The organism is Corynebacterium glyciniphilum AJ 3170 (assembly GCF_007673095.1).
Taxonomy (GTDB): Bacteria; Actinomycetota; Actinomycetes; order Mycobacteriales; family Mycobacteriaceae; genus Corynebacterium.
On sequence record NZ_VDYZ01000018.1, the window covers coordinates 36,607 to 53,142 of the forward strand.

General features: G+C 66.6%; 19 protein-coding genes. 5 read left to right on the forward strand and 14 right to left on the reverse strand.

What is annotated here, in order from left to right; genetic code table 11:
- Positions 1-96: 96 nt before the first annotated feature.
- Positions 97-291 (reverse strand): hypothetical protein, encoded by a 195-nt coding sequence (locus FS507_RS14800; protein ID WP_145943550.1) that lies wholly within the window; start codon positions 289-291, stop codon positions 97-99.
- 158 nt (positions 292-449) lie between these two features.
- On the opposite strand from FS507_RS14800, the gene FS507_RS14805 reads away from it, so the two are divergent.
- Positions 450-1,715: a hypothetical protein gene (locus tag FS507_RS14805; RefSeq protein ID WP_145943551.1), complete on the forward strand. Its 1,266-nt coding sequence runs from the start codon at positions 450-452 to the stop codon at positions 1,713-1,715.
- Entirely contained in the window at positions 1,712-2,806 is a 1,095-nt protein-coding gene (locus FS507_RS14810) for a S8 family serine peptidase (protein WP_145943552.1), read from the forward strand. Before FS507_RS14805 ends, FS507_RS14810 begins: the two co-directional genes overlap by 4 nt.
- Positions 2,807-2,886: 80 nt before the next feature.
- Here FS507_RS14810 and eccB read toward each other — a convergent pair whose 3' ends face one another.
- A complete protein-coding gene (gene eccB, locus FS507_RS14815) occupies positions 2,887-4,071 on the reverse strand; it encodes a type VII secretion protein EccB (protein ID WP_145943553.1) in 1,185 nt (394 codons plus the stop codon).
- Positions 4,072-4,211: 140 nt separating this feature from the next.
- Between eccB and FS507_RS14820 the strand changes: the two genes are divergently transcribed.
- The gene (locus tag FS507_RS14820) at positions 4,212-5,036 is read left to right on the forward strand and encodes a hypothetical protein (RefSeq protein ID WP_145943554.1); all 825 of its coding nucleotides are present in this window, start codon (positions 4,212-4,214) and stop codon (positions 5,034-5,036) included.
- Between the two features lie 67 nt (positions 5,037-5,103).
- The gene (locus FS507_RS14825; protein WP_145943555.1) at positions 5,104-6,096 is read left to right on the forward strand and encodes an arsenic resistance protein; all 993 of its coding nucleotides are present in this window, start codon (positions 5,104-5,106) and stop codon (positions 6,094-6,096) included.
- On the opposite strand, the gene mgtE is transcribed toward FS507_RS14825, so the two are convergent.
- The 12 genes from mgtE to secY form a co-directional block, all read right to left on the reverse strand.
- A complete protein-coding gene (gene mgtE / locus FS507_RS14830; RefSeq protein ID WP_145943556.1) occupies positions 6,065-7,423 on the reverse strand; it encodes a magnesium transporter in 1,359 nt (452 codons plus the stop codon). The genes FS507_RS14825 and mgtE overlap by 32 nt on opposite strands.
- 267 nt (positions 7,424-7,690) lie before the next feature.
- Positions 7,691-8,584: a tRNA pseudouridine(38-40) synthase TruA gene (gene truA, locus FS507_RS14835; RefSeq protein WP_145943557.1), complete on the reverse strand. Its 894-nt coding sequence runs from the start codon at positions 8,582-8,584 to the stop codon at positions 7,691-7,693.
- On the reverse strand, positions 8,581-9,408 hold the full coding sequence (locus FS507_RS14840) for a DUF998 domain-containing protein (RefSeq protein ID WP_186314714.1): 828 nt from the start codon (positions 9,406-9,408) through the stop codon (positions 8,581-8,583). Before FS507_RS14840 ends, truA begins: the two co-directional genes overlap by 4 nt.
- Positions 9,409-9,583: 175 nt before the next feature.
- Positions 9,584-10,108 (reverse strand): 50S ribosomal protein L17, encoded by a 525-nt coding sequence (gene rplQ, locus FS507_RS14845; protein ID WP_145943559.1) that lies wholly within the window; start codon positions 10,106-10,108, stop codon positions 9,584-9,586.
- A gap of 105 nt (positions 10,109-10,213) precedes the next feature.
- A complete protein-coding gene (locus FS507_RS14850; protein WP_038546454.1) occupies positions 10,214-11,227 on the reverse strand; it encodes a DNA-directed RNA polymerase subunit alpha in 1,014 nt (337 codons plus the stop codon).
- Between the two features lie 118 nt (positions 11,228-11,345).
- On the reverse strand, positions 11,346-11,951 hold the full coding sequence (rpsD, locus tag FS507_RS14855; RefSeq protein WP_038546451.1) for a 30S ribosomal protein S4: 606 nt from the start codon (positions 11,949-11,951) through the stop codon (positions 11,346-11,348).
- A 21-nt stretch (positions 11,952-11,972) separates the two neighbouring features.
- Positions 11,973-12,377, reverse strand: coding sequence for a 30S ribosomal protein S11 (gene rpsK, locus FS507_RS14860; RefSeq protein WP_038546448.1), 405 nt, complete (start codon positions 12,375-12,377; stop codon positions 11,973-11,975).
- A 3-nt stretch (positions 12,378-12,380) separates the two neighbouring features.
- Complete coding sequence (gene rpsM, locus FS507_RS14865) at positions 12,381-12,749, reverse strand: 30S ribosomal protein S13 (protein ID WP_075811298.1); 369 nt, start codon at positions 12,747-12,749, stop codon at positions 12,381-12,383.
- A 223-nt stretch (positions 12,750-12,972) separates the two neighbouring features.
- Entirely contained in the window at positions 12,973-13,191 is a 219-nt protein-coding gene (gene infA / locus FS507_RS14870; protein WP_025251938.1) for a translation initiation factor IF-1, read from the reverse strand.
- A 156-nt stretch (positions 13,192-13,347) separates the two neighbouring features.
- Entirely contained in the window at positions 13,348-14,151 is an 804-nt protein-coding gene (gene map, locus FS507_RS14875; RefSeq protein ID WP_145943560.1) for a type I methionyl aminopeptidase, read from the reverse strand.
- A gap of 62 nt (positions 14,152-14,213) precedes the next feature.
- Positions 14,214-14,759 carry an adenylate kinase gene (locus FS507_RS14880; RefSeq protein ID WP_145943561.1) on the reverse strand — a complete coding sequence of 182 codons (546 nt, stop codon included), beginning with the start codon at positions 14,757-14,759 and terminating at the stop codon, positions 14,214-14,216.
- Complete coding sequence (gene secY, locus FS507_RS14885; RefSeq protein WP_145943562.1) at positions 14,756-16,087, reverse strand: preprotein translocase subunit SecY; 1,332 nt, start codon at positions 16,085-16,087, stop codon at positions 14,756-14,758. The genes FS507_RS14880 and secY overlap by 4 nt, the downstream gene beginning before the upstream one ends.
- 226 nt (positions 16,088-16,313) lie before the next feature.
- On the opposite strand from secY, the gene FS507_RS17695 reads away from it, so the two are divergent.
- The gene (locus tag FS507_RS17695; protein WP_186314715.1) at positions 16,314-16,460 is read left to right on the forward strand and encodes a hypothetical protein; all 147 of its coding nucleotides are present in this window, start codon (positions 16,314-16,316) and stop codon (positions 16,458-16,460) included.
- Positions 16,461-16,536: the final 76 nt, after the last annotated feature.

A 16,536-nucleotide genomic window follows, 5' to 3' on the forward strand; every position in this document is an offset into this window, starting at 1 on the left:
TAGCGTGCTATGACAAGCTATAAGTGCACGTCACAGCACTTTTCCCAGACGTCCGGCATACACTGGGGTGATGGTGTCTGGTGCTGCCGAGCTGCGTCATACCGCCCCTGCCACACCGATCAGGGGTAATCCCCTCTTTGGGAAAATGAACGCCATCGGCGACCGCCCCATCCCCGACAGCACCATCGCCGCGACCATGCCGACCACGGCGACGACCATGACGACCGGCATGAGGATCCGGACGAACGGCTGCTTATTCTTCGGCAGTGTCGGTGGAGCCTGTGACTTCATCTGCGAAATTCCCCTCGCGTCCCCCTGCCCCGCCCCCTGCGCGACAGCTGTCGACAACAGACTGTACACTCTCGAGGCATCCGACCACGACCGTCGGGGACACGTCAGGGGGACGTGACCGGTCGTGGGGTGTACAACCACAGGGGGAACCTCCCGTCATGATCGCCGTGAGCATCACCGTCCGTCCACACAGTGAGGACGCCCGCACCGTCGAGGCGACCATCGCCGACACCGTGCCCGTCGCCGAACTGATTCCTCACCTCGTCGACGCGGTACCCGGCGAGGTCTGGCGGCTGTCCGGCCCGCTCGGAGTACTGCGACCCGAACACACCCTCGCTGACAGTGCGGTCCGCCCCGGTGAACGGCTCACCCTCGACAAGGACGGGCTGCCTCCTCCACCTGTCGACGATGTCGGGCACCTGACTACACCGGTGGCCACCTCGCCCGCCGTCTGGGTCGCAGCCCTCGTCGCCGCCGTGGTGTGTGCCGTGTCCTGGGCACCGGTGTGGGAGGCCGGAGAACAGATCCACTGGCATCCGCTGGACATCAGCGACGCCGCACGCGGTCTCCTGGAGGGCACGGACCACACAGGAGCACTGCCCGTCATCGCCGCACTGCTGCTCGCCACACTGGCAGCTGCCGCCGGCTCGCTGGCCGACCGACGGTACGTCAGCGTCGCCGCTGTCCTCGGATTCGGCCTCGGTCTGCAGGTCAACGTCCTGACTGCCTGTGTCCTCTCCGCCATGGCAGTGTGGCGCGGTGGTGTCGTCCGCACCGTGACTGTGGGGCTGTCCCTGGCCGCTGTCGTCAACGTCGCTCCCGGGCTGACGACCCTGCTCGCCGTCGTCGCACTGACATTCTCCGGGCAGCTCGCCGTCGGGCTGGCGGGTATCGCGCTCCCCCGGATTCCGGCGACCGGTCTCTTCACCGCCACCTCCGGTCCGTCCACCGGATCACGCGCCGCGCGGGGCAGAACTGGCCCCACCGGATCAGCCGAAGCCGCAGCTACCCGCGCGCTCCGGCTCCACCCCGCGATCGTGGTGACCTGCTGCATCGTCATCCTCGCCGGCGCTGTCCAGCTCCTGCCACCGGGGCATGAGCTCGGCCCGGGGTGGCCCCTGGGGTGGACGGAGGCGGCCCTGCTCGCCGTCGCCGCGGTAGGCCTCTCCGCCCGGGCCACCCGTCCGGTCCATGCCGTGACCGTGACACTGACCGCCACCCTGCTCCTGCTCTGGGTCGCTCTCCACCTTCCGTCACCCTGGATGCTGGTGGCGTTGACTCCCGCCGCCCTCCCGGCTGTACGGGTCACCTCGCCCCTGGCCGGACGCGTCCTCGACATCCTCGAGACGCTTGCTTTCACCGCCTGTGTACCGCTGCTGATCACGACGACAGGAGTCTTCGACGTCGTCAGGGGTGTCGGATGACCGGGCACCGGAAGGTGCCGGGGAAACGTACTGCCGGAGCAGTGCTGCTCACCATGCTGTTGCTCTCGACGGTACCGGTCCCGTCGTCCGGGTCCCGACCCCGCTGCGACCGCCCCGTGTTCGGTGACACGGTTCCCGTGGACGTGGAACTCCCCCACGACCTGTCGACCGGCCGCGACATCGGTGTCGCGGTTGTCGACACCGGGGTATCCGCACCGGGCGTTGTCGCCGACCGGCCCGGGGACCGGGACAGTTGCCTGCTGCACGGTACCGCCGTCGCGGGCACGCTACGCACCGTCGCCCCCGCCAGTCGGATCGTGTCGGTCCGTCAGGGGGACGGCGACCATGACACTACGGTCGCGGATCTGGTCACCGCACTCGACCGCGCCCGCACCACCGCCGCGGACCACGGGGTCAGGATCGTGAACATCTCCGTCATCGCCTGTGACGACACCGCCGAGCTCCGCTCCTCGGTCGCCGCCGCGGGAAACACCGGACAGTGCCAGGACGGGCAGGTTCCCTATCCCGCGGCGCTCCCGGAAGTACTCACCGTCGGTGGGATCGATGCCCGGCACACCGACGACCTCAACGCCGGACGCCGCCCCGCCGACTACTCCGTTCCCGGCGGTTGGGTCGACCTCCACGCGCCCGGCGGACCGGTCTCCGCCGTGCTCGAAAGCACGGGAGACCTGCAGAACAGGACCATCGTCGGTGACCCGGCCCCGTTCTCCGGGACGAGTTTCGCCGCCCCTGTCGTCGCCGGCGCTGCCGCCCTGGTGTGGCAGGTACGTCCGGAGTTCACTGCGGCCCAGGTCCGCTCACTGCTGATCGCCACCGCGGACCAGGGGGTGGTTCCGGTGGTCTCCCCGGTGCGCGCGGTAGGTGCCGCCATGGATGCGGGCACGGATGCAGGCACGGATGCCGACGCGAGCGGACCGGAAGGGCGTCAGGCGACCCGGTACGAGGTCCCGACGGAGGTGAGCGTGTCGCGGCCCGTCCCCCCTCCCCGCGATCTCCGCATTCCGCTTCTCCTCGCAGGGGCCGTGGTGATCGCCCTCCTCACCGGTGTCATACTGCGGTTCCGCAGATAGTGCTCACCGGGCCCGTCGTGACCGGTGAGTGTGGGCCGGTCGACCTCCGCTTCGTGCCACTCAGTGCCATTCAGTGCCAATCACTGTCCGCCGATCCCCACCAGGGTCCGGCTCGCCCGCTCCTCTGACAACACGCCTCCGTCAGGCAGCGCCTCCACCACCCGGAACGCCACCGCGGTCGGCTCACCTGCCACCTCATCCTCACCGAGGAGTCCGAGGACATGGAGGTCCTCTGCCGCAGTCACCGAATACCGCACACCGGTCTCACTGACCAGGATGAATCCTCGTTCCGTGAGCACGGTGGAGGTTCCCCGCGGACCGACGAAATGGGCGTCCGGTGTCGGCACCCCGGTGCCGGTGGTCTCCAGGTCCGCGACAGCCACGACGTGCTCGCCGATGCACACCTCCTCCAGCTCCTCACCATCCGCCAGTTCCAGGTCGACGGGCACGTGGGCGAGGGCGGCAGTGCCGGTGACTTCCGGCCGGGACAGCAGGGTGGGCAGGTTGTCGTCGGCCGGTGGTGGTGCAAGTGCCTCGGCGATGGTGCGCCGTGCGCCGGTGACCTCCGCGACACCGTCCTCTCCGGTGAGAAAGACGCGGTCACCGGCGTGCACCGTGTGCCGCAACGATGTCAGGGCCACGTCCGGACCCCGGTCCAGGACACCGAGGACGTCGTCGGTGACGGGTACCGGTGTCGCCCCGAGGGCCCTGGCCAGGACGGGCCCGTCGGGCAGCAGGAGTCTCCTGCCGTCGACGGCCAGCCACAGCCCCGACGGAGCATCCAGCACCACCGCTCCGGCATCCGGTAGGGAGGATGTCGCGACAACGCCGTGTGCGCACCGGGCCCAGGACGACTCCGGGGCCGGTACCAGCCCCGGAGCATCCGGGATGCCGAGTGCGGGCCCGGTGTCGAAGTGCCCCAGCTGATCAGAGGTCGACCGTGTGACGTCATCGGCGGCCCCGAGCAGCAGCCGGCCCGAGGCGACGTTGGTCACCGGGTGGAAAGCCTCGCCGACCCGGACGTGCAGTGTGCCGGATTCATCGGCCACGAGGCCCGCGTCGTCGATGGCGGGCTGCGGTCGCAGCATCGCCACCAGCAGCATCCCACCGGTGACGAGCAGCGTCAGCAGAACGCCGACGCCGGTCGCCCGGCGTTGGGTGCGGAGTGGATCCTGCGCCATGCGCGCGTCACCGGTGACCAGCGCCAGTTCCGTCCGGCGCAGCAGAAATGCGTAGCCCGACACCTGCAGGCCTGTAGTCCTCATAGAGAGTCCCCCTGTTGTTCCCCCGGCACACTGTGCCTATGCTTGCGGATGATACCTCACCCTGCCGTCGACGGTGGGAGATCGCGAGGTGATCGCGGGGGCAATGTGGACGATGTGGACGAAGAAACAAGGGGGACAACATGGGAACGTCTGTGCGTGCAGCGGTGGTCTCAACCGTGCGCCGCTACCACCGGCAGGTGCATGGTGACGGGGGCGACCAGCCGCTGGCGTGGTTCCGGGTGCATGTGCCGCACCCGCGCCTGTGGAGAGCCCCGCAGGACGGCACCGCCGCCGTGGTGGCCGCCGTGGTGCCGGTGGTGCTGGACCAACCTGTACGCCACCGTCTGGCCGAAGGTCTGCGTATGAGCGGGGGCGCTGATGCGCTGGTGACTGCAACTGCCCCGGCACCGCGGGCGACCTCCACGGTGGAGCGCTCCTACGCTGGTATGGCCTCCCTGCTCCGCTTGTCCACCCTCTGCCTCGTCGGGGTGCCTGAGGAGGTTGCCGACCGGATGAGGTGGGCGGCCACAGGGTGTGGCCTGCTGGCGTCACGGCTGGACGGTCTGCCTGTCGGAGCCCGCGTCCGCACGTCCGCCGAGGATGCCCGGAATCCGCTGCAGGTGACCACGTTGCCGGGGTGGGTCGTCGGAACGGACGCCTACGGCGAGCCCGTCGTCCTGTACCTTCCACCGGGCACCACGGCCCTGTTGCGGGGCGCCGCCGCCGAGGCGGTGTCCCTGACCATTCCGCCGTCAGGACGGGTGGTCGGTGAGGACGTCATACTGGCCTCGACGATCGCCGGGTGGGAAGCTGCCTGGCATCCGCAGCTCTGCCGGGTGGTGGTCGACACCGTCGGTGACCTGGACGACGGGTGCCTGCCGGATGTCGTCGTCGATCTCACCGCCGGAACGGTCAGTAGCGGCGGGGTGGTGGTGGAGATCACCCCGTTGCCGCTGCGGACGTGACTGTGGGGATCACGGGCGCTCACGGGGATCGCGGGGGCTGTTCCCACGGTCGGCTACGCTGACGGCAATGGACAACTTCGTGGTGTGGATGGAGCGGCATCAGATTGCCCTGTATCTCGGCGCTCTCCTGGTCGGAGGCGCGGTCGGTACCGCACTCCCCCATGCGGACAGAGGTCTCGCATCCGCGGTGAACCCGGTGCTGGCGCTGCTGCTCTACGCGACATTCCTGGGCATTCCGCTCCGGGGTGCACTGGCGAAGCTGCGGGACAGGCGGTTCCTGGTCACCGTCGCCGTGGTGAACTTCGTACTGGCACCCCTGGTGGCGTGGCTGGTGACCAGGCCCGTGGCCGGTGACGACGTCCTCCTGGTCGGGGCGTTGTTCGTCCTGCTCACACCGTGCATCGACTATGTCATCGTGTTCACCGGCCTGGCCGGTGGGGCCGCCGACAGGTTGCTGGCCGCGGCCCCTCTACTGATGCTGGCCCAGATGGTCCTCCTCCCGGTCTTCCTGTGGGTCTTCCTCGGGGAGGACGTGGTCGCGGAGTTCGACGCCGCGCCCTTCATCGAAGCGTTCGTGGTGCTGATCCTGCTGCCGTTGTGCGCCGCCGGACTGACCCAGACCGTCCCGGGTCGGACGGGCCGTAGGATCCGGGCTACGGTGGGCGGGGCCATGGTCCCGCTGATGATGCTCACCCTCGCTGTGGTCGTCGCGTCGCAGATCGCCGAGGTGAACCGGCAGTGGTCGACACTGATCCGGGTGGTGCCCGTCTACGTGGCGTTCGCCGTGGTGATGACGGCGGTCGGATGGGTCGCCGGACGTGGCGCGCGGACGGATGTACCGGGACGACGTGCGGTGGTGTTCACCGGGGTGACCCGGAACTCTCTGGTGGTGCTGCCGTTGGTGCTCGCCCTGCCTGCGGGGTATGCGCTGGCACCGTCGGTGGTGGTCACCCAGACACTGGTCGAACTGGTGGTCATGGTGATCCTGGTCCGGGTGGTCCCACTCCTGCTTCCGGTCTCTGCTCCCGTCAGAGGTGCAGGACGGCCTGGGCGATCATGAAGTAGACGATCAGACCTGCCGCGTCGACGAAAGTGCTGATGAACGGGTTGGAGAACACCGCGGGGTCCGCCCGGAGCGCACGGGCGATCATCGGCATGATGCCGCCGATGGTCGCGGCCATCGTGCAGACCGCCAGAAGAGTCAGACCGATGATCAGGCCCACTGAGGGGTCGTAGATGACGGTGGTGACCACACCACCGAGCAGCCCGAGCAGTGCCCCCAGCGACATCCCCACACCCAGTTCGCGCAGCAGCACCTTCCACACGTCCCTGGGCCGCACGTCACCCAACGCCAGTGCACGGGTCACCGTGGTGGCCGCCTGGTTGCCGGTGTTACCACCGGTGCCGATCATCAGGGGCATGAACAGGGCGAGTACCGTGACCTGCTCCAGTGTCGCCTCGAACACCGACAGCACCTGGACGGTCAGCGTCGCGCCGACGGCGAGCACCAGCAGCCAGATGATGCGGGAGCTCACCAGGGAACGCACCGGCGTGGCGAGGTACGGACGACGCAACGGTTCCACACCGCCCTGACGTGCCGCGTCCTCGGTCTCCTCGTGTTCCAGGATCCGTGCCGCATCGTCGATGGTGAGCATGCCGACGAGGCGGTCCTCCCGGTCGACGATCGGCAGTGCGAGGAATCCGAGTTCGGCGCAGCGACGGGCCGCGGCCTCCGCCGTCTCATATGCGGTCATGGCGCTGACGTCCTGCATGATCTCCGAGATCCCGACCTCAGGATCAGAACGCAGCAGGTCGCGGAGGCTGACGACACCGGTCAGGTGCCGGCTGCCGTCCAGCACCGGGAGGGTGTACACCGTCTCTGCGTCATCGAGCTGGGCGTGGACTCGCTGAAGAGCCTCCCCCACTGTGGCGTCGACCCTGGTGGAGACGTACTCGGGGGTCATCCGCCGACCGACGGATCCTTTCGGGTACCCGAGCACCTCCGAGGTCAGCTGCCGGTCCTTCGTGGACAACCCGTGGAGCAGCCGCGGGGCCAGCGCGGCAGGGAGTTCGTCGAGCAGCCACACCCGGTCGTCCGGGTCGAGGTCGCTGAAGATCGTGGCGACCTCTCCGTCCCTGAGCCCCTGGATCAGGTCGCGCTGCAGGGCGGGCGAGAACCGCTCAAAGACCTCGATGGCGTTGTCCTTGGGCAACAGCCGGTAGACGATGGCCCGCTGTTCGATCGGCAGACGCTCCAGGAGCGCCGTGACCTGTTCAGTGGACAGTGGTGTGACGGTTTCGACGATGCCGGTGAAGTTCTTGGTCTCCACGAGCTCCCCGACGGTGTCGGTGAGATCGATCGCGTCGACGATCTGCTGTGCGTTCATGCTGGGTCCTAACCGGGTTACCGTGTGTCTCTCACGCGGTGGCGGGGTGTCGCGCCCACGCGTGCACACGGCTCGGGTCAGGTCAGATCAACCGTCCGTGCTGCAGGGAAGGCGCGCTGCAATGGCTGCAATGGCTGCAATGTCTGTCAGGGGAACTGTCACTGTTCACGATTCCTCACCTGCCTTCCCTGCCTGCCGGGCCACACGTCGGTGTGGCCCCGGAATCGTCCTGGTCCGCGACTACCGTGCCACAGAAGTCTCTCCGGCTCAAAGCCGACGACCGCTGTCGCCCCCGGGCTCAGTCGGCTGCCCGAGCGGAGCCCGCCGGTCCCGGGTGACGGCCACGCGGGCCGCCAGGTCTGCCTCAGCGGGGTACTGCACGGACACCAGGTTCAGTCCACAGGCCGGGGCGACGGGGACCGCTGAGCTCCGGGAGCGCTCCTTCAGCAGGTCACCGGTGAAGCTCCTGTCCCGCCGTCCCTCCCCCACCGTCAGTACCGCACCGACGAGGGAACGTACCATCGACCAGCAGAACGCGTCGGCCATCACCGTCGCCTCGTAGGTCGACGGTTCCGTGGACGTCGAGATGTCCCGCCAGTTGAACTCCTGGAGTTCACGCACGGTCGTCGCATTCGGCCGGTGGCGGCAGAAGGCGGCGAAATCGTGGAGCCCGACGAGGACGTCGGACGCGGCCTGGACGGTTCCGAGGTCCACCTCGTGCCGCCAGGTCGCCGTGTCACGGACCCGCAGCGGCAGTGGCCCGGCCGGGGCCGTGGTCACGCGGTAGATGTAGCGGCGCGACAGTGCGGAGAACCGGGCGTCGAATCCCTCGGGTGCGGCGCTGGCCCCGTGCAGGCGGATATCCTCCGGCAGTATGCGTGACAGCCGCCGGACCAGGGCCTCCGGCCGGTCCAGTGAGCGTTGCCGGAATGCAGTCTCCGGGATGTCCACGTGGGCCACCTGGCCGTTCGCGTGGACACCGGCATCGGTTCGCCCCGCGACCACGAGCTCCACCGGTTCCCGGACAACCAGGGACAACGCGTCCTCCAGTACACCGGCCACGGTGCGCAACCCTTCCTGCGGACCTTTCTGGCGGGCCCACCCGTGGAAGTCCGTCCCGTCGTAGGCCACGTCCAGCCGGACGCGTACCGTGTCCGTCATTCCCCGCTCTCCTTCCGGTCACCCTGGTGGCGACGACGTCCCCACCCCGGTGACAGTGCACCGTGGAAACCCGGGTAGCGACGGGGCGTTGAGCCGACGTCCGTGCCGGACAAACCGGCGGCCTCCATGTCGGCGACCCGTCTGCTCTCCTGGTCCGCCGCTCCTCCCAGTGAGTACATGCAGACACCGATGACCATCAGCCATATCGTCAGGGTGTCGAAGGCGAGCCTCTCGTAGGCCCCGGGCAGGCCACGGGGGCCCAGCAACAGCAGGGCCAGCATCCCGACCACTGACGCGGTGAGCATCAGGCGGGTGATCAGCAGGTACGCACCGTAGATCAGCGGGTGCGGATCACGTCCCCCCGCAGAACGTGCGGTCCCCACGCCGGTGAGGAACGCCATGAACGACCACATCAGGATCGCGTAGACCAGCATCGACAGGTCGTGGATCGCCGGCGACACGTTGTAGGGGAACAGTCCCGCCAACATCGACACCGCACCCGCACCCGCGATGAGCACCGCAGGAATCCTCACCGAGCGATGACCTTCCCTGCCCGCCGCCAGCCACATCACGCCGGCGGCCACGACGATGATGAAGGCCGCCGCGGTATAGGACGCGTTCGTGATCAGGTACGACGGGTTGCAGACGTACCTGGTGCCGAGGTTGTCGCGCAGGACCTGGCACTCGGTGACGGTGAAGTCGCTGATGCGGTTGTCGGTGAACGAATACAGTCCCCGCCAGCTCATCAGGGCGACGATGTGCCCGAAACCTGTGACGAGACCGCTGAGGAACAGCAGCACGCCGGCAAGTCGGTAGGTCAACACAAGGCATGACTCTACCAAGTCGGGTCCCGGGGCCGTGAACACGTGGCGGCCCGCACTGGAGCGACGGGTACACCACCCGTGGCCCCTCCCCCGGGCACGACAACGCCCGCCCCACCGTGAAGAACGGTGGCGGCGGGCGTCGTCAGGTACCGCAGCGGGCGGCCTACCGGGAGAACTACTTCTCCTCGGTGGACTCCTCAGCAGCCTCGGCCTCTGCTGCCTCGTCGGCGGCAGCGGCATCGGTGGCCTCGTCGGCCTCGACGACCGGGGCGTCCTCGACAGCCTCGTCAGCAGCCTTGGATGCGGCGGCGCGGGTCGCGCGGGTCGCCTCGGCGGAGGCGAGCTCCTCGAGGACGAGGGAGATCTGGCTCATCGGAGCGTTGTCACCCTTACGGTTCTCGAGCTTGATGATGCGGGTGTAACCACCGTTGCGGCCCTCGAACTTCGGCGCGAGCTCGTTGAACAGGTAGGCGACGACCTCCTTGTCCGTGATGAGCTTCAGCACGTTACGACGGTCGGCGACAGTACCCTTCTTCGCCTTGGTGATGATCTTCTCGACGTACGGGCGCAGGACCTTGGCCTTCGCGTCCGTGGTCTTGATGGCGCCGTGCTCAATGAGCTGAGCTGCCAGGTTGGCGAGGATCTTCTTCTGGTGGGAAGCAGATCCGCCGAGGCGGGCACCCTTCTTCGGGGTAGGCATAACTTCTCCTCGTGTGTTTCTTTAGTCAGACTGGGTCAAGCGCGGTGTCGGTGAACCACCGGATGCCCCACTCAGCACAGCCGACGGCGATTCCCTACGAAGTGACTACTCGGCGATGTCTTCGCCCTCGGTGTCGACGAACTCGCCGGACTCCGGGTCGTAGCCCTCGATGTCGTTGATGTCGAAGCCCTCGGGTGCGTCCTTGAGACCCAGGCCCAGCTCGGCGAGCTTGACCTTCACCTCGTTGATGGATTTCTGGCCGAAGTTGCGGATATCCAGCAGGTCGGACTCGGTCCGGCCGGCGAGCTCGCCGACAGTGTGAATGTCCTCGCGCTTCAGGCAGTTGTACGAACGCACGGAGAAGTCGAGGTCCTCGATCGGGGTGCTGTAGGCGGCGATGTGCTCGGTCTCCATCGGGGACGGGCCGATCTCGATACCTTCAGCAGCCAGGTTGAGTTCCTGGGCCAGACCGAACAGCTCCACCAGGGTCTTGCCCGCGGACGCCATGGCGTCACGGGCGGTGATGGAGTTCTTCGTCTCGACGTCGATGACCAGCTTGTCGAAGTCCGTGCGCTGTTCGACACGGGTTGCCTCGACCTTGTAGCTGACCTTCAGCACCGGGGAGTAGATCTGGTCGACCGGGATGCGGCCGATCTCACCGGTGGTGGGAGCGGCCGGGACGTATCCGCGACCGCGCTCGACGACGAGCTCGATGTCGATCTTGCCCTGCTCATTGAGGGTGGCGATGTGCAGGTCCGGGTTGTGGACCTCCACACCGGTCGGGGCGACGACGTCTGCCCCGGTGACCTCTCCGGCGCCTTCCTTACGGATGTACATCGTGACCGGCTCATCGGAGTCCGAGGACAGGACCAGGGACTTGATGTTCAGGATGATGTCGGAGACATCCTCCTTGACACCGGGGATGGTGGTGAACTCGTGGAGCACACCCTCGATCCGGATGGAGGTGACCGCTGCGCCCGGGATGGACGACAGCAGGGTGCGGCGCAGTGAGTTTCCGAGGGTGTAGCCGAAACCGGGCTCCAGCGGCTCGATGACGAACCGGGACCGTGCGGGGCTGACGAACTCTTCGCTCAACGCCGGGCGCTGTGAAATGAGCATCTTGCTTCTCCTTGGTGGCGACCGCTATTTGACGCCGTAGAGATGAACAACTGATCTTGACGGGAACCGCCACCGGCCGCGTCTGCGGTGGTGGGCGGGGGTGGTGCGACCGAACGTCCTACTTGGAGTAGAACTCGACGATGAGCTGCTCCTGCAGCGGCACGTCGATCTGGGCGCGCTCGGGCAGCTGGTGCACGAGGATGCGCAGGGAGGACGGCACAACCTGGAGCCAGGCCGGGACGACGGCGTCGACCAGGAGCTCCTGGGCCTCCTCGAACCACAGCATCGAGCGGGAACGGTCCCGGACGTCGATGATGTCGTACTGGGAGACCTGGAAGGACGGCACGTTGATGTTCTTGCCGTTCACGGTGAAGTGACCGTGGGAGACGAGCTGACGTGCCTGTCGACGGGTGCGGGCCAGGCCTGCACGGTAGACGACGTTGTCCAGCCGGGACTCCAGCAGGATGACCAGGTTGTCACCGGTCTTGCCGGGACGACGGTTGGCCTCTGCGTAGTAGCGGCGGAACTGCTTCTCCATGACACCGTAGGTGAAGCGGGCCTTCTGCTTCTCCTGCAGCTGGGTCAGGTACTCCGACTCCTTGATGCGGGTACGACCGGCCTGTCCCGGGGGGTACGGGCGGCGCTCGAAGGAGCGGTCCCCGCCGACGAGGTCGACGCGGAGACGACGGGACTTACGGGTGGCGGATCCGGTATAGCGAGCCATGTGGTATCCCTATCCTTTCTTCTAGACGCGACGACGCTTCGGCGGACGGCAGCCGTTGTGCGGCTGCGGAGTCACGTCGGAGATCGTGCCGACCTCGAGGCCGGCGGTGGACAGGGAACGGATGGCGGTCTCGCGGCCGGAGCCCGGGCCCTTGACGAAAACGTCGACCTTCTTCATGCCGTGCTCCATCGCCTTACGGGCGGCGGACTCGGCGGCCATCTGGGCGGCGAACGGCGTGGACTTGCGGGAGCCCTTGAAGCCGACGTGTCCCGAGGAGGCCCAGGAGATGACAGCACCCTTCGGGTCCGTGATGGACACGATGGTGTTGTTGAAGGTGGACTTGATGTATGCGGCGCCGTGCGCCACATTCTTCTTTACGACGCGACGGCCGGTACGGCGCGCGCCGGAGCGTGCTTTGGGAGGCATAGACTACTTCTTCTTTCCTGCGATCGTCTTCTTCGGGCCCTTACGCGTACGAGCATTGGTCTTGGTGCGCTGACCGCGCACAGGCAGGCCACGACGGTGGCGGATGCCCTGGTAGCAACCGATCTCGATCTTGCGACGGATGTCAGCCTGGACCTCGCGGCGAAGATCGCCCTCGACCTTCCAGGTGCTCTCGATCGCGTCCCTCAGAGTGGAGACATGCTCGTCCGTGAGGTCCTTGGACCGCAGGTCGGGAGAGATGCCGGTCTTCTCCAGCAGCTCGGCGGCACGGGCGGGGCCGATGCCGTAGATGTAGGTGAGTGCAACCTCCATGCGCTTGTCGCGCGGGAGGTCAACACCAGCAAGGCGTGCCATATGGCAGTTCCTTCCGGATTACTGCGGCGGTTTTCTCCACACACGTCCCGTACTTCCGTCCTCCCCTGCCGCGGAGGGCAGGGACAGGACGGCGGGCTTCAGCCGCCGCGGCCGAAGGTGGTTGTCCGGTACCCGCGAACCTTCGGACGAGGTTCATCGGGCCACCGGCTGGATGTGTGGAGGCTGAATGACTGTGCGACCAGCGCTGGGGCAGTCGGACGGTCTACTTGTAGCGGTAGACGATCCGACCACGGGTCAGGTCGTAGGGAGACAACTCCACGACGACCCGGTCCTCGGGGAGAATACGGATGTAGTGCTGACGCATCTTGCCGGAGATGTGAGCGAGCACCTTGTGCCCGTTGTCCAGCTCAACGCGGAACATCGCGTTCGGCAGGGGCTCGATGATCTTGCCCTCAACCTCGATGGCGCCTTCTTTAGCCATATCCTCCACTTTTCCCGGCCCACCGCTGACGACGGGCCTTTAGGTCTGGTCTCGATGGTGTGCCGGACGGTCTGCGGTCTCGCAGTGCCCACGTGTCCACACCAACGGCTCACGATACGGCATCGGCCTTGGACATGACAAATGCAGGTGCATTCGTCAGTACCGGGGGGTGAGGATCCGGGGGCCGTCGTCGGTGGCCGCCACGGTGTGCTCCCAGTGCGAGGCGGGAGAGCCGTCCAGGGTCTTGACTCCCCAGTCATCGTCCAGCACGTAGGAGTCGACCGTACCGAGGGCGAGCATCGGCTCAATGGCCAGCGTGCTGCCTGCCTCGATATGCGGCCCCTTCCCCGGCGCACCTTCGTTCGCCAGGTAGGGGTCCTCATGCATCTCGTGGCCGATGCCGTGACCACCGTAGCCGTCGACGATGTACAGGGACACCCCGAACTTCTCCTCGGCCCGCTCCGTGGCCTCCTCCAGTGCCCACGAGACGTCGGTCAACCGGTTCCCCGGGACCATCGCCTTCATCCCCTCGTACAGGACCCACTCGGTGGCCTGGTTCAACTTCAGGGTCTCAGGCGTGAGCGTCTCGTCACCCCCGACGGCGAACGTCCAGGCTGAGTCCCCCACCCAGCCGTCCAGCGTCGCACCACAGTCGATCGACACCAGGTCGCCGTCCTTGAGGACGGTCGCCGAGTCAGGGATTCCATGGACGATCATGTCGTTGACCGAGGAACAGATGCTGCCCGGGAAACCGCCGTATCCCTTGAACGTCGGTACCGCACCAGCGGCACGGATCGTCTCCTCGGCGACAGCGTCAAGGTCGAGCGTGCTGACACCGGCAGCCGCTGCAGCGCGGACCGCCTGCAGCGCGCGTCCCACGATCTCGCCCGACGCCTGCATCGCGTCGAGTTCACCCGGGGTCTTCCCCTTGACGATCTTGCTCTTCCTACGGAAACCCATCAACTACCAATCAGTGCGTTCGTGAGGTACCGGCCCGCTACCCGGGCTCGGCACCGGTCTGGTTACCGGTCCAGAGCGTCGAGCGTCGAGGACGAGATGTCCTCCACCGTGCCCTCGGCGTCGACGTTGATGATGATGTCCGCGTAGTAGTCGATCAGCGGGGCAGTTTCGTCCCGGTAGACCTGCAGACGGGTACGGATCGTGTCTTCCGTGTCATCGCTGCGTCCGCGGGCGAGCATGCGCTCGACCACGACGTCCTCGGAGACCTGGTAGTTGAGCACGTTGTTCAGTGCGGTGCCCTTACGCTCGAGGATCTCAGAGAGGATCTCGGCCTGCTCGACCGTGCGCGGGAAGCCGTCCAGCAGGAAGCCGTCGGCTGCGTCCTTCTGGTCGAGACGCTTGCTGACCATGTCCGCGGTGACGGAGGTCGGAACGAGCTTGCCGGCGTCCATGTACTCCTGTGCCTGACGGCCCAGGTCGGTCTCCTTGGAGATGTTCTCACGGAAGAGATCACCCGTGGAGATGTGCGGCACGCCCAGCGAGTCGGCGAGGATGGCGGCCTGCGTGCCCTTACCTGCACCGGGCGGGCCGAGGAGAACGAGTCTCATTTGAGGAATCCTTCGTAGTTGGCTTGCATGAGCTGGGACTCGATCTGCTTGACCGTGGTCAGAGCGACCGAGACCATAATCAGGATAGCGGTACCACCGAACGCGCCCAGACTTGAGGCCGCGCCGTCAGAGGCGAGTCCCATCGTAATCGCCATGTTCGGGAGAACGGCGATAACGGCGAGATACACCGAGCCGACGAGCAGCAGCCGGGTCATGACGTACCAGAGGTACTCGGAGGTCGGTCGACCCGGACGGATGCCCGGGATGAACCCACCGTACTTCTTCATGTTGTCGGCCTGGTCGTTCGGGTCGTACTGGATCGACACGTAGAAGTACGAGAAGAAGATGATCAGCAACGCGAAGATCAGGATGTAGGGCCAGCTCGACGGGTTCGAGAGCATCGTCATCACGTTGCGGTTCCACCAGTTGTCCTCCTGCCCGGCGTCACCGGACTGGATGATCTGGGTGATGAGGATCGGAACCGTGAGGATCGAGGACGCGAAGATCACCGGAATCACTCCGGCCTGGTTGACCTTGAGCGGCAGGTAGGTCGAGGTCTCACCGTACTGGCGACGTCCCACCATACGCTTGGCGTACTGCACCGGGATCCTGCGCTGCCCCTGCTCGATGAAGATCACGGCGATCACCAGCAGCAGCACAGCGACGATGACGCCGGCGAAGACGAATCCACCGGAGCTACGCAGGATCTGCATCCCCTGGGCGGGGAGCTGTGTGGCGATACCGGCGAAGATCAGCAGCGACATACCGTTGCCGACGCCCCGGTCCGTGATCAGCTCACCGAACCACATCACCAGCACCGCACCGGCGGTCATGATGGTGACCATGGTGACCAGACCGAAGATGCCGACGTCCTCGTGCAGTACGCGGACATTCGCCCCCAGCAGCTGCTGCCGGTCGGCGAGAGCGACGATGCCGGCGGACTGCAGCAGAGCCAGGGCGACCGTCAGGTACCTGGTGTACTCCGTCATCTTCGCCTGGCCGGACTGCCCCTCCTTCTTCAACTGCTCGAAACGGGGGATCACCACGGTCAGCAGCTGGACGATGATCGACGCTGTGATGTACGGCATGATGCCGATCGCGAATACCGACAGCTGGAGTAAGGCGCCACCGGAGAACAGGTTGATCAGCGTGTACATGCTGTTCGAGCCGTCCTCGGTCAGCGAACGGACCTGCGAGGTGACTTCCGCGTAGTCGACACCGGGGGTCGGGATCTGTGCTCCGATCCGGTAGAGGATGATCATCGCAAGAGTGAAGAATATCTTCTTGCGCAGATCAGCATCCCGGAACGCCGAGAGCAAGGCGGTCACGTTTGCCTCCTGGCTCGGCAGTCACTGTCGGGAGTACCACTCCCGGGGCGGGCCGCCGAAGGTTTCTACTTGGGGTAAGTGTTCGGTCACTGAATCCCCTGCCGGTGGCGCCCGGTGTCAGAGGGGCGCAGCCTGCGGGGGACAGACAACTGCACAAGAATAGCAGGGGTCGCATGGAAGGTTACACTTCCGTGACCAACTACGCGGACTCGGAACCGGTCACAGGATGTCACCGGCGATCGTGGGCCGAGCGGGCGGGCCAGCACAGGGGCGCCACATCACCGGCACCGGCGTCCGCGCACGCAGCGTGGACGTGGCAGAGCAGTGGCAGAGCAACTGGCACGACGGCAGAGCTGACGGTCGTTTCCGGTAGCCGAAACGACCCGTACCTCTGATGCTCCTATAGTTTGTCAAGCTGCTGCCTCAGTCACCTCAGCCAGATAAGCCCG

What these genes read in the sequence shown, in the direction of transcription:
- rpsK (WP_038546448.1), bottom strand. Translation starts at nt 12,377, where the DNA reads ATGCCTCCCAAAGCACGCTCCGGCGCGCGCCGTACCGGCCGTCGCGTC.
- FS507_RS17695 (WP_186314715.1), top strand. Translation starts at nt 16,314, where the DNA reads ATGTCACCGGCGATCGTGGGCCGAGCGGGCGGGCCAGCACAGGGGCGC.
- rpsD (WP_038546451.1), bottom strand. Translation starts at nt 11,951, where the DNA reads ATGGCTCGCTATACCGGATCCGCCACCCGTAAGTCCCGTCGTCTCCGC.
- rpsM (WP_075811298.1), bottom strand. Translation starts at nt 12,749, where the DNA reads ATGGCACGCCTTGCTGGTGTTGACCTCCCGCGCGACAAGCGCATGGAG.
- FS507_RS14825 (WP_145943555.1), top strand. Translation starts at nt 5,104, where the DNA reads ATGGACAACTTCGTGGTGTGGATGGAGCGGCATCAGATTGCCCTGTAT.
- FS507_RS14805 (WP_145943551.1), top strand. Translation starts at nt 450, where the DNA reads ATGATCGCCGTGAGCATCACCGTCCGTCCACACAGTGAGGACGCCCGC.
- truA (WP_145943557.1), bottom strand. Translation starts at nt 8,584, where the DNA reads ATGACGGACACGGTACGCGTCCGGCTGGACGTGGCCTACGACGGGACG.
- infA (WP_025251938.1), bottom strand. Translation starts at nt 13,191, where the DNA reads ATGGCTAAAGAAGGCGCCATCGAGGTTGAGGGCAAGATCATCGAGCCC.
- FS507_RS14820 (WP_145943554.1), top strand. Translation starts at nt 4,212, where the DNA reads ATGGGAACGTCTGTGCGTGCAGCGGTGGTCTCAACCGTGCGCCGCTAC.
- FS507_RS14850 (WP_038546454.1), bottom strand. Translation starts at nt 11,227, where the DNA reads ATGCTCATTTCACAGCGCCCGGCGTTGAGCGAAGAGTTCGTCAGCCCC.
- map (WP_145943560.1), bottom strand. Translation starts at nt 14,151, where the DNA reads ATGGGTTTCCGTAGGAAGAGCAAGATCGTCAAGGGGAAGACCCCGGGT.
- mgtE (WP_145943556.1), bottom strand. Translation starts at nt 7,423, where the DNA reads ATGAACGCACAGCAGATCGTCGACGCGATCGATCTCACCGACACCGTC.
- rplQ (WP_145943559.1), bottom strand. Translation starts at nt 10,108, where the DNA reads ATGCCTACCCCGAAGAAGGGTGCCCGCCTCGGCGGATCTGCTTCCCAC.
- eccB (WP_145943553.1), bottom strand. Translation starts at nt 4,071, where the DNA reads ATGAGGACTACAGGCCTGCAGGTGTCGGGCTACGCATTTCTGCTGCGC.
- FS507_RS14880 (WP_145943561.1), bottom strand. Translation starts at nt 14,759, where the DNA reads ATGAGACTCGTTCTCCTCGGCCCGCCCGGTGCAGGTAAGGGCACGCAG.
- FS507_RS14810 (WP_145943552.1), top strand. Translation starts at nt 1,712, where the DNA reads ATGACCGGGCACCGGAAGGTGCCGGGGAAACGTACTGCCGGAGCAGTG.
- FS507_RS14800 (WP_145943550.1), bottom strand. Translation starts at nt 291, where the DNA reads ATGAAGTCACAGGCTCCACCGACACTGCCGAAGAATAAGCAGCCGTTC.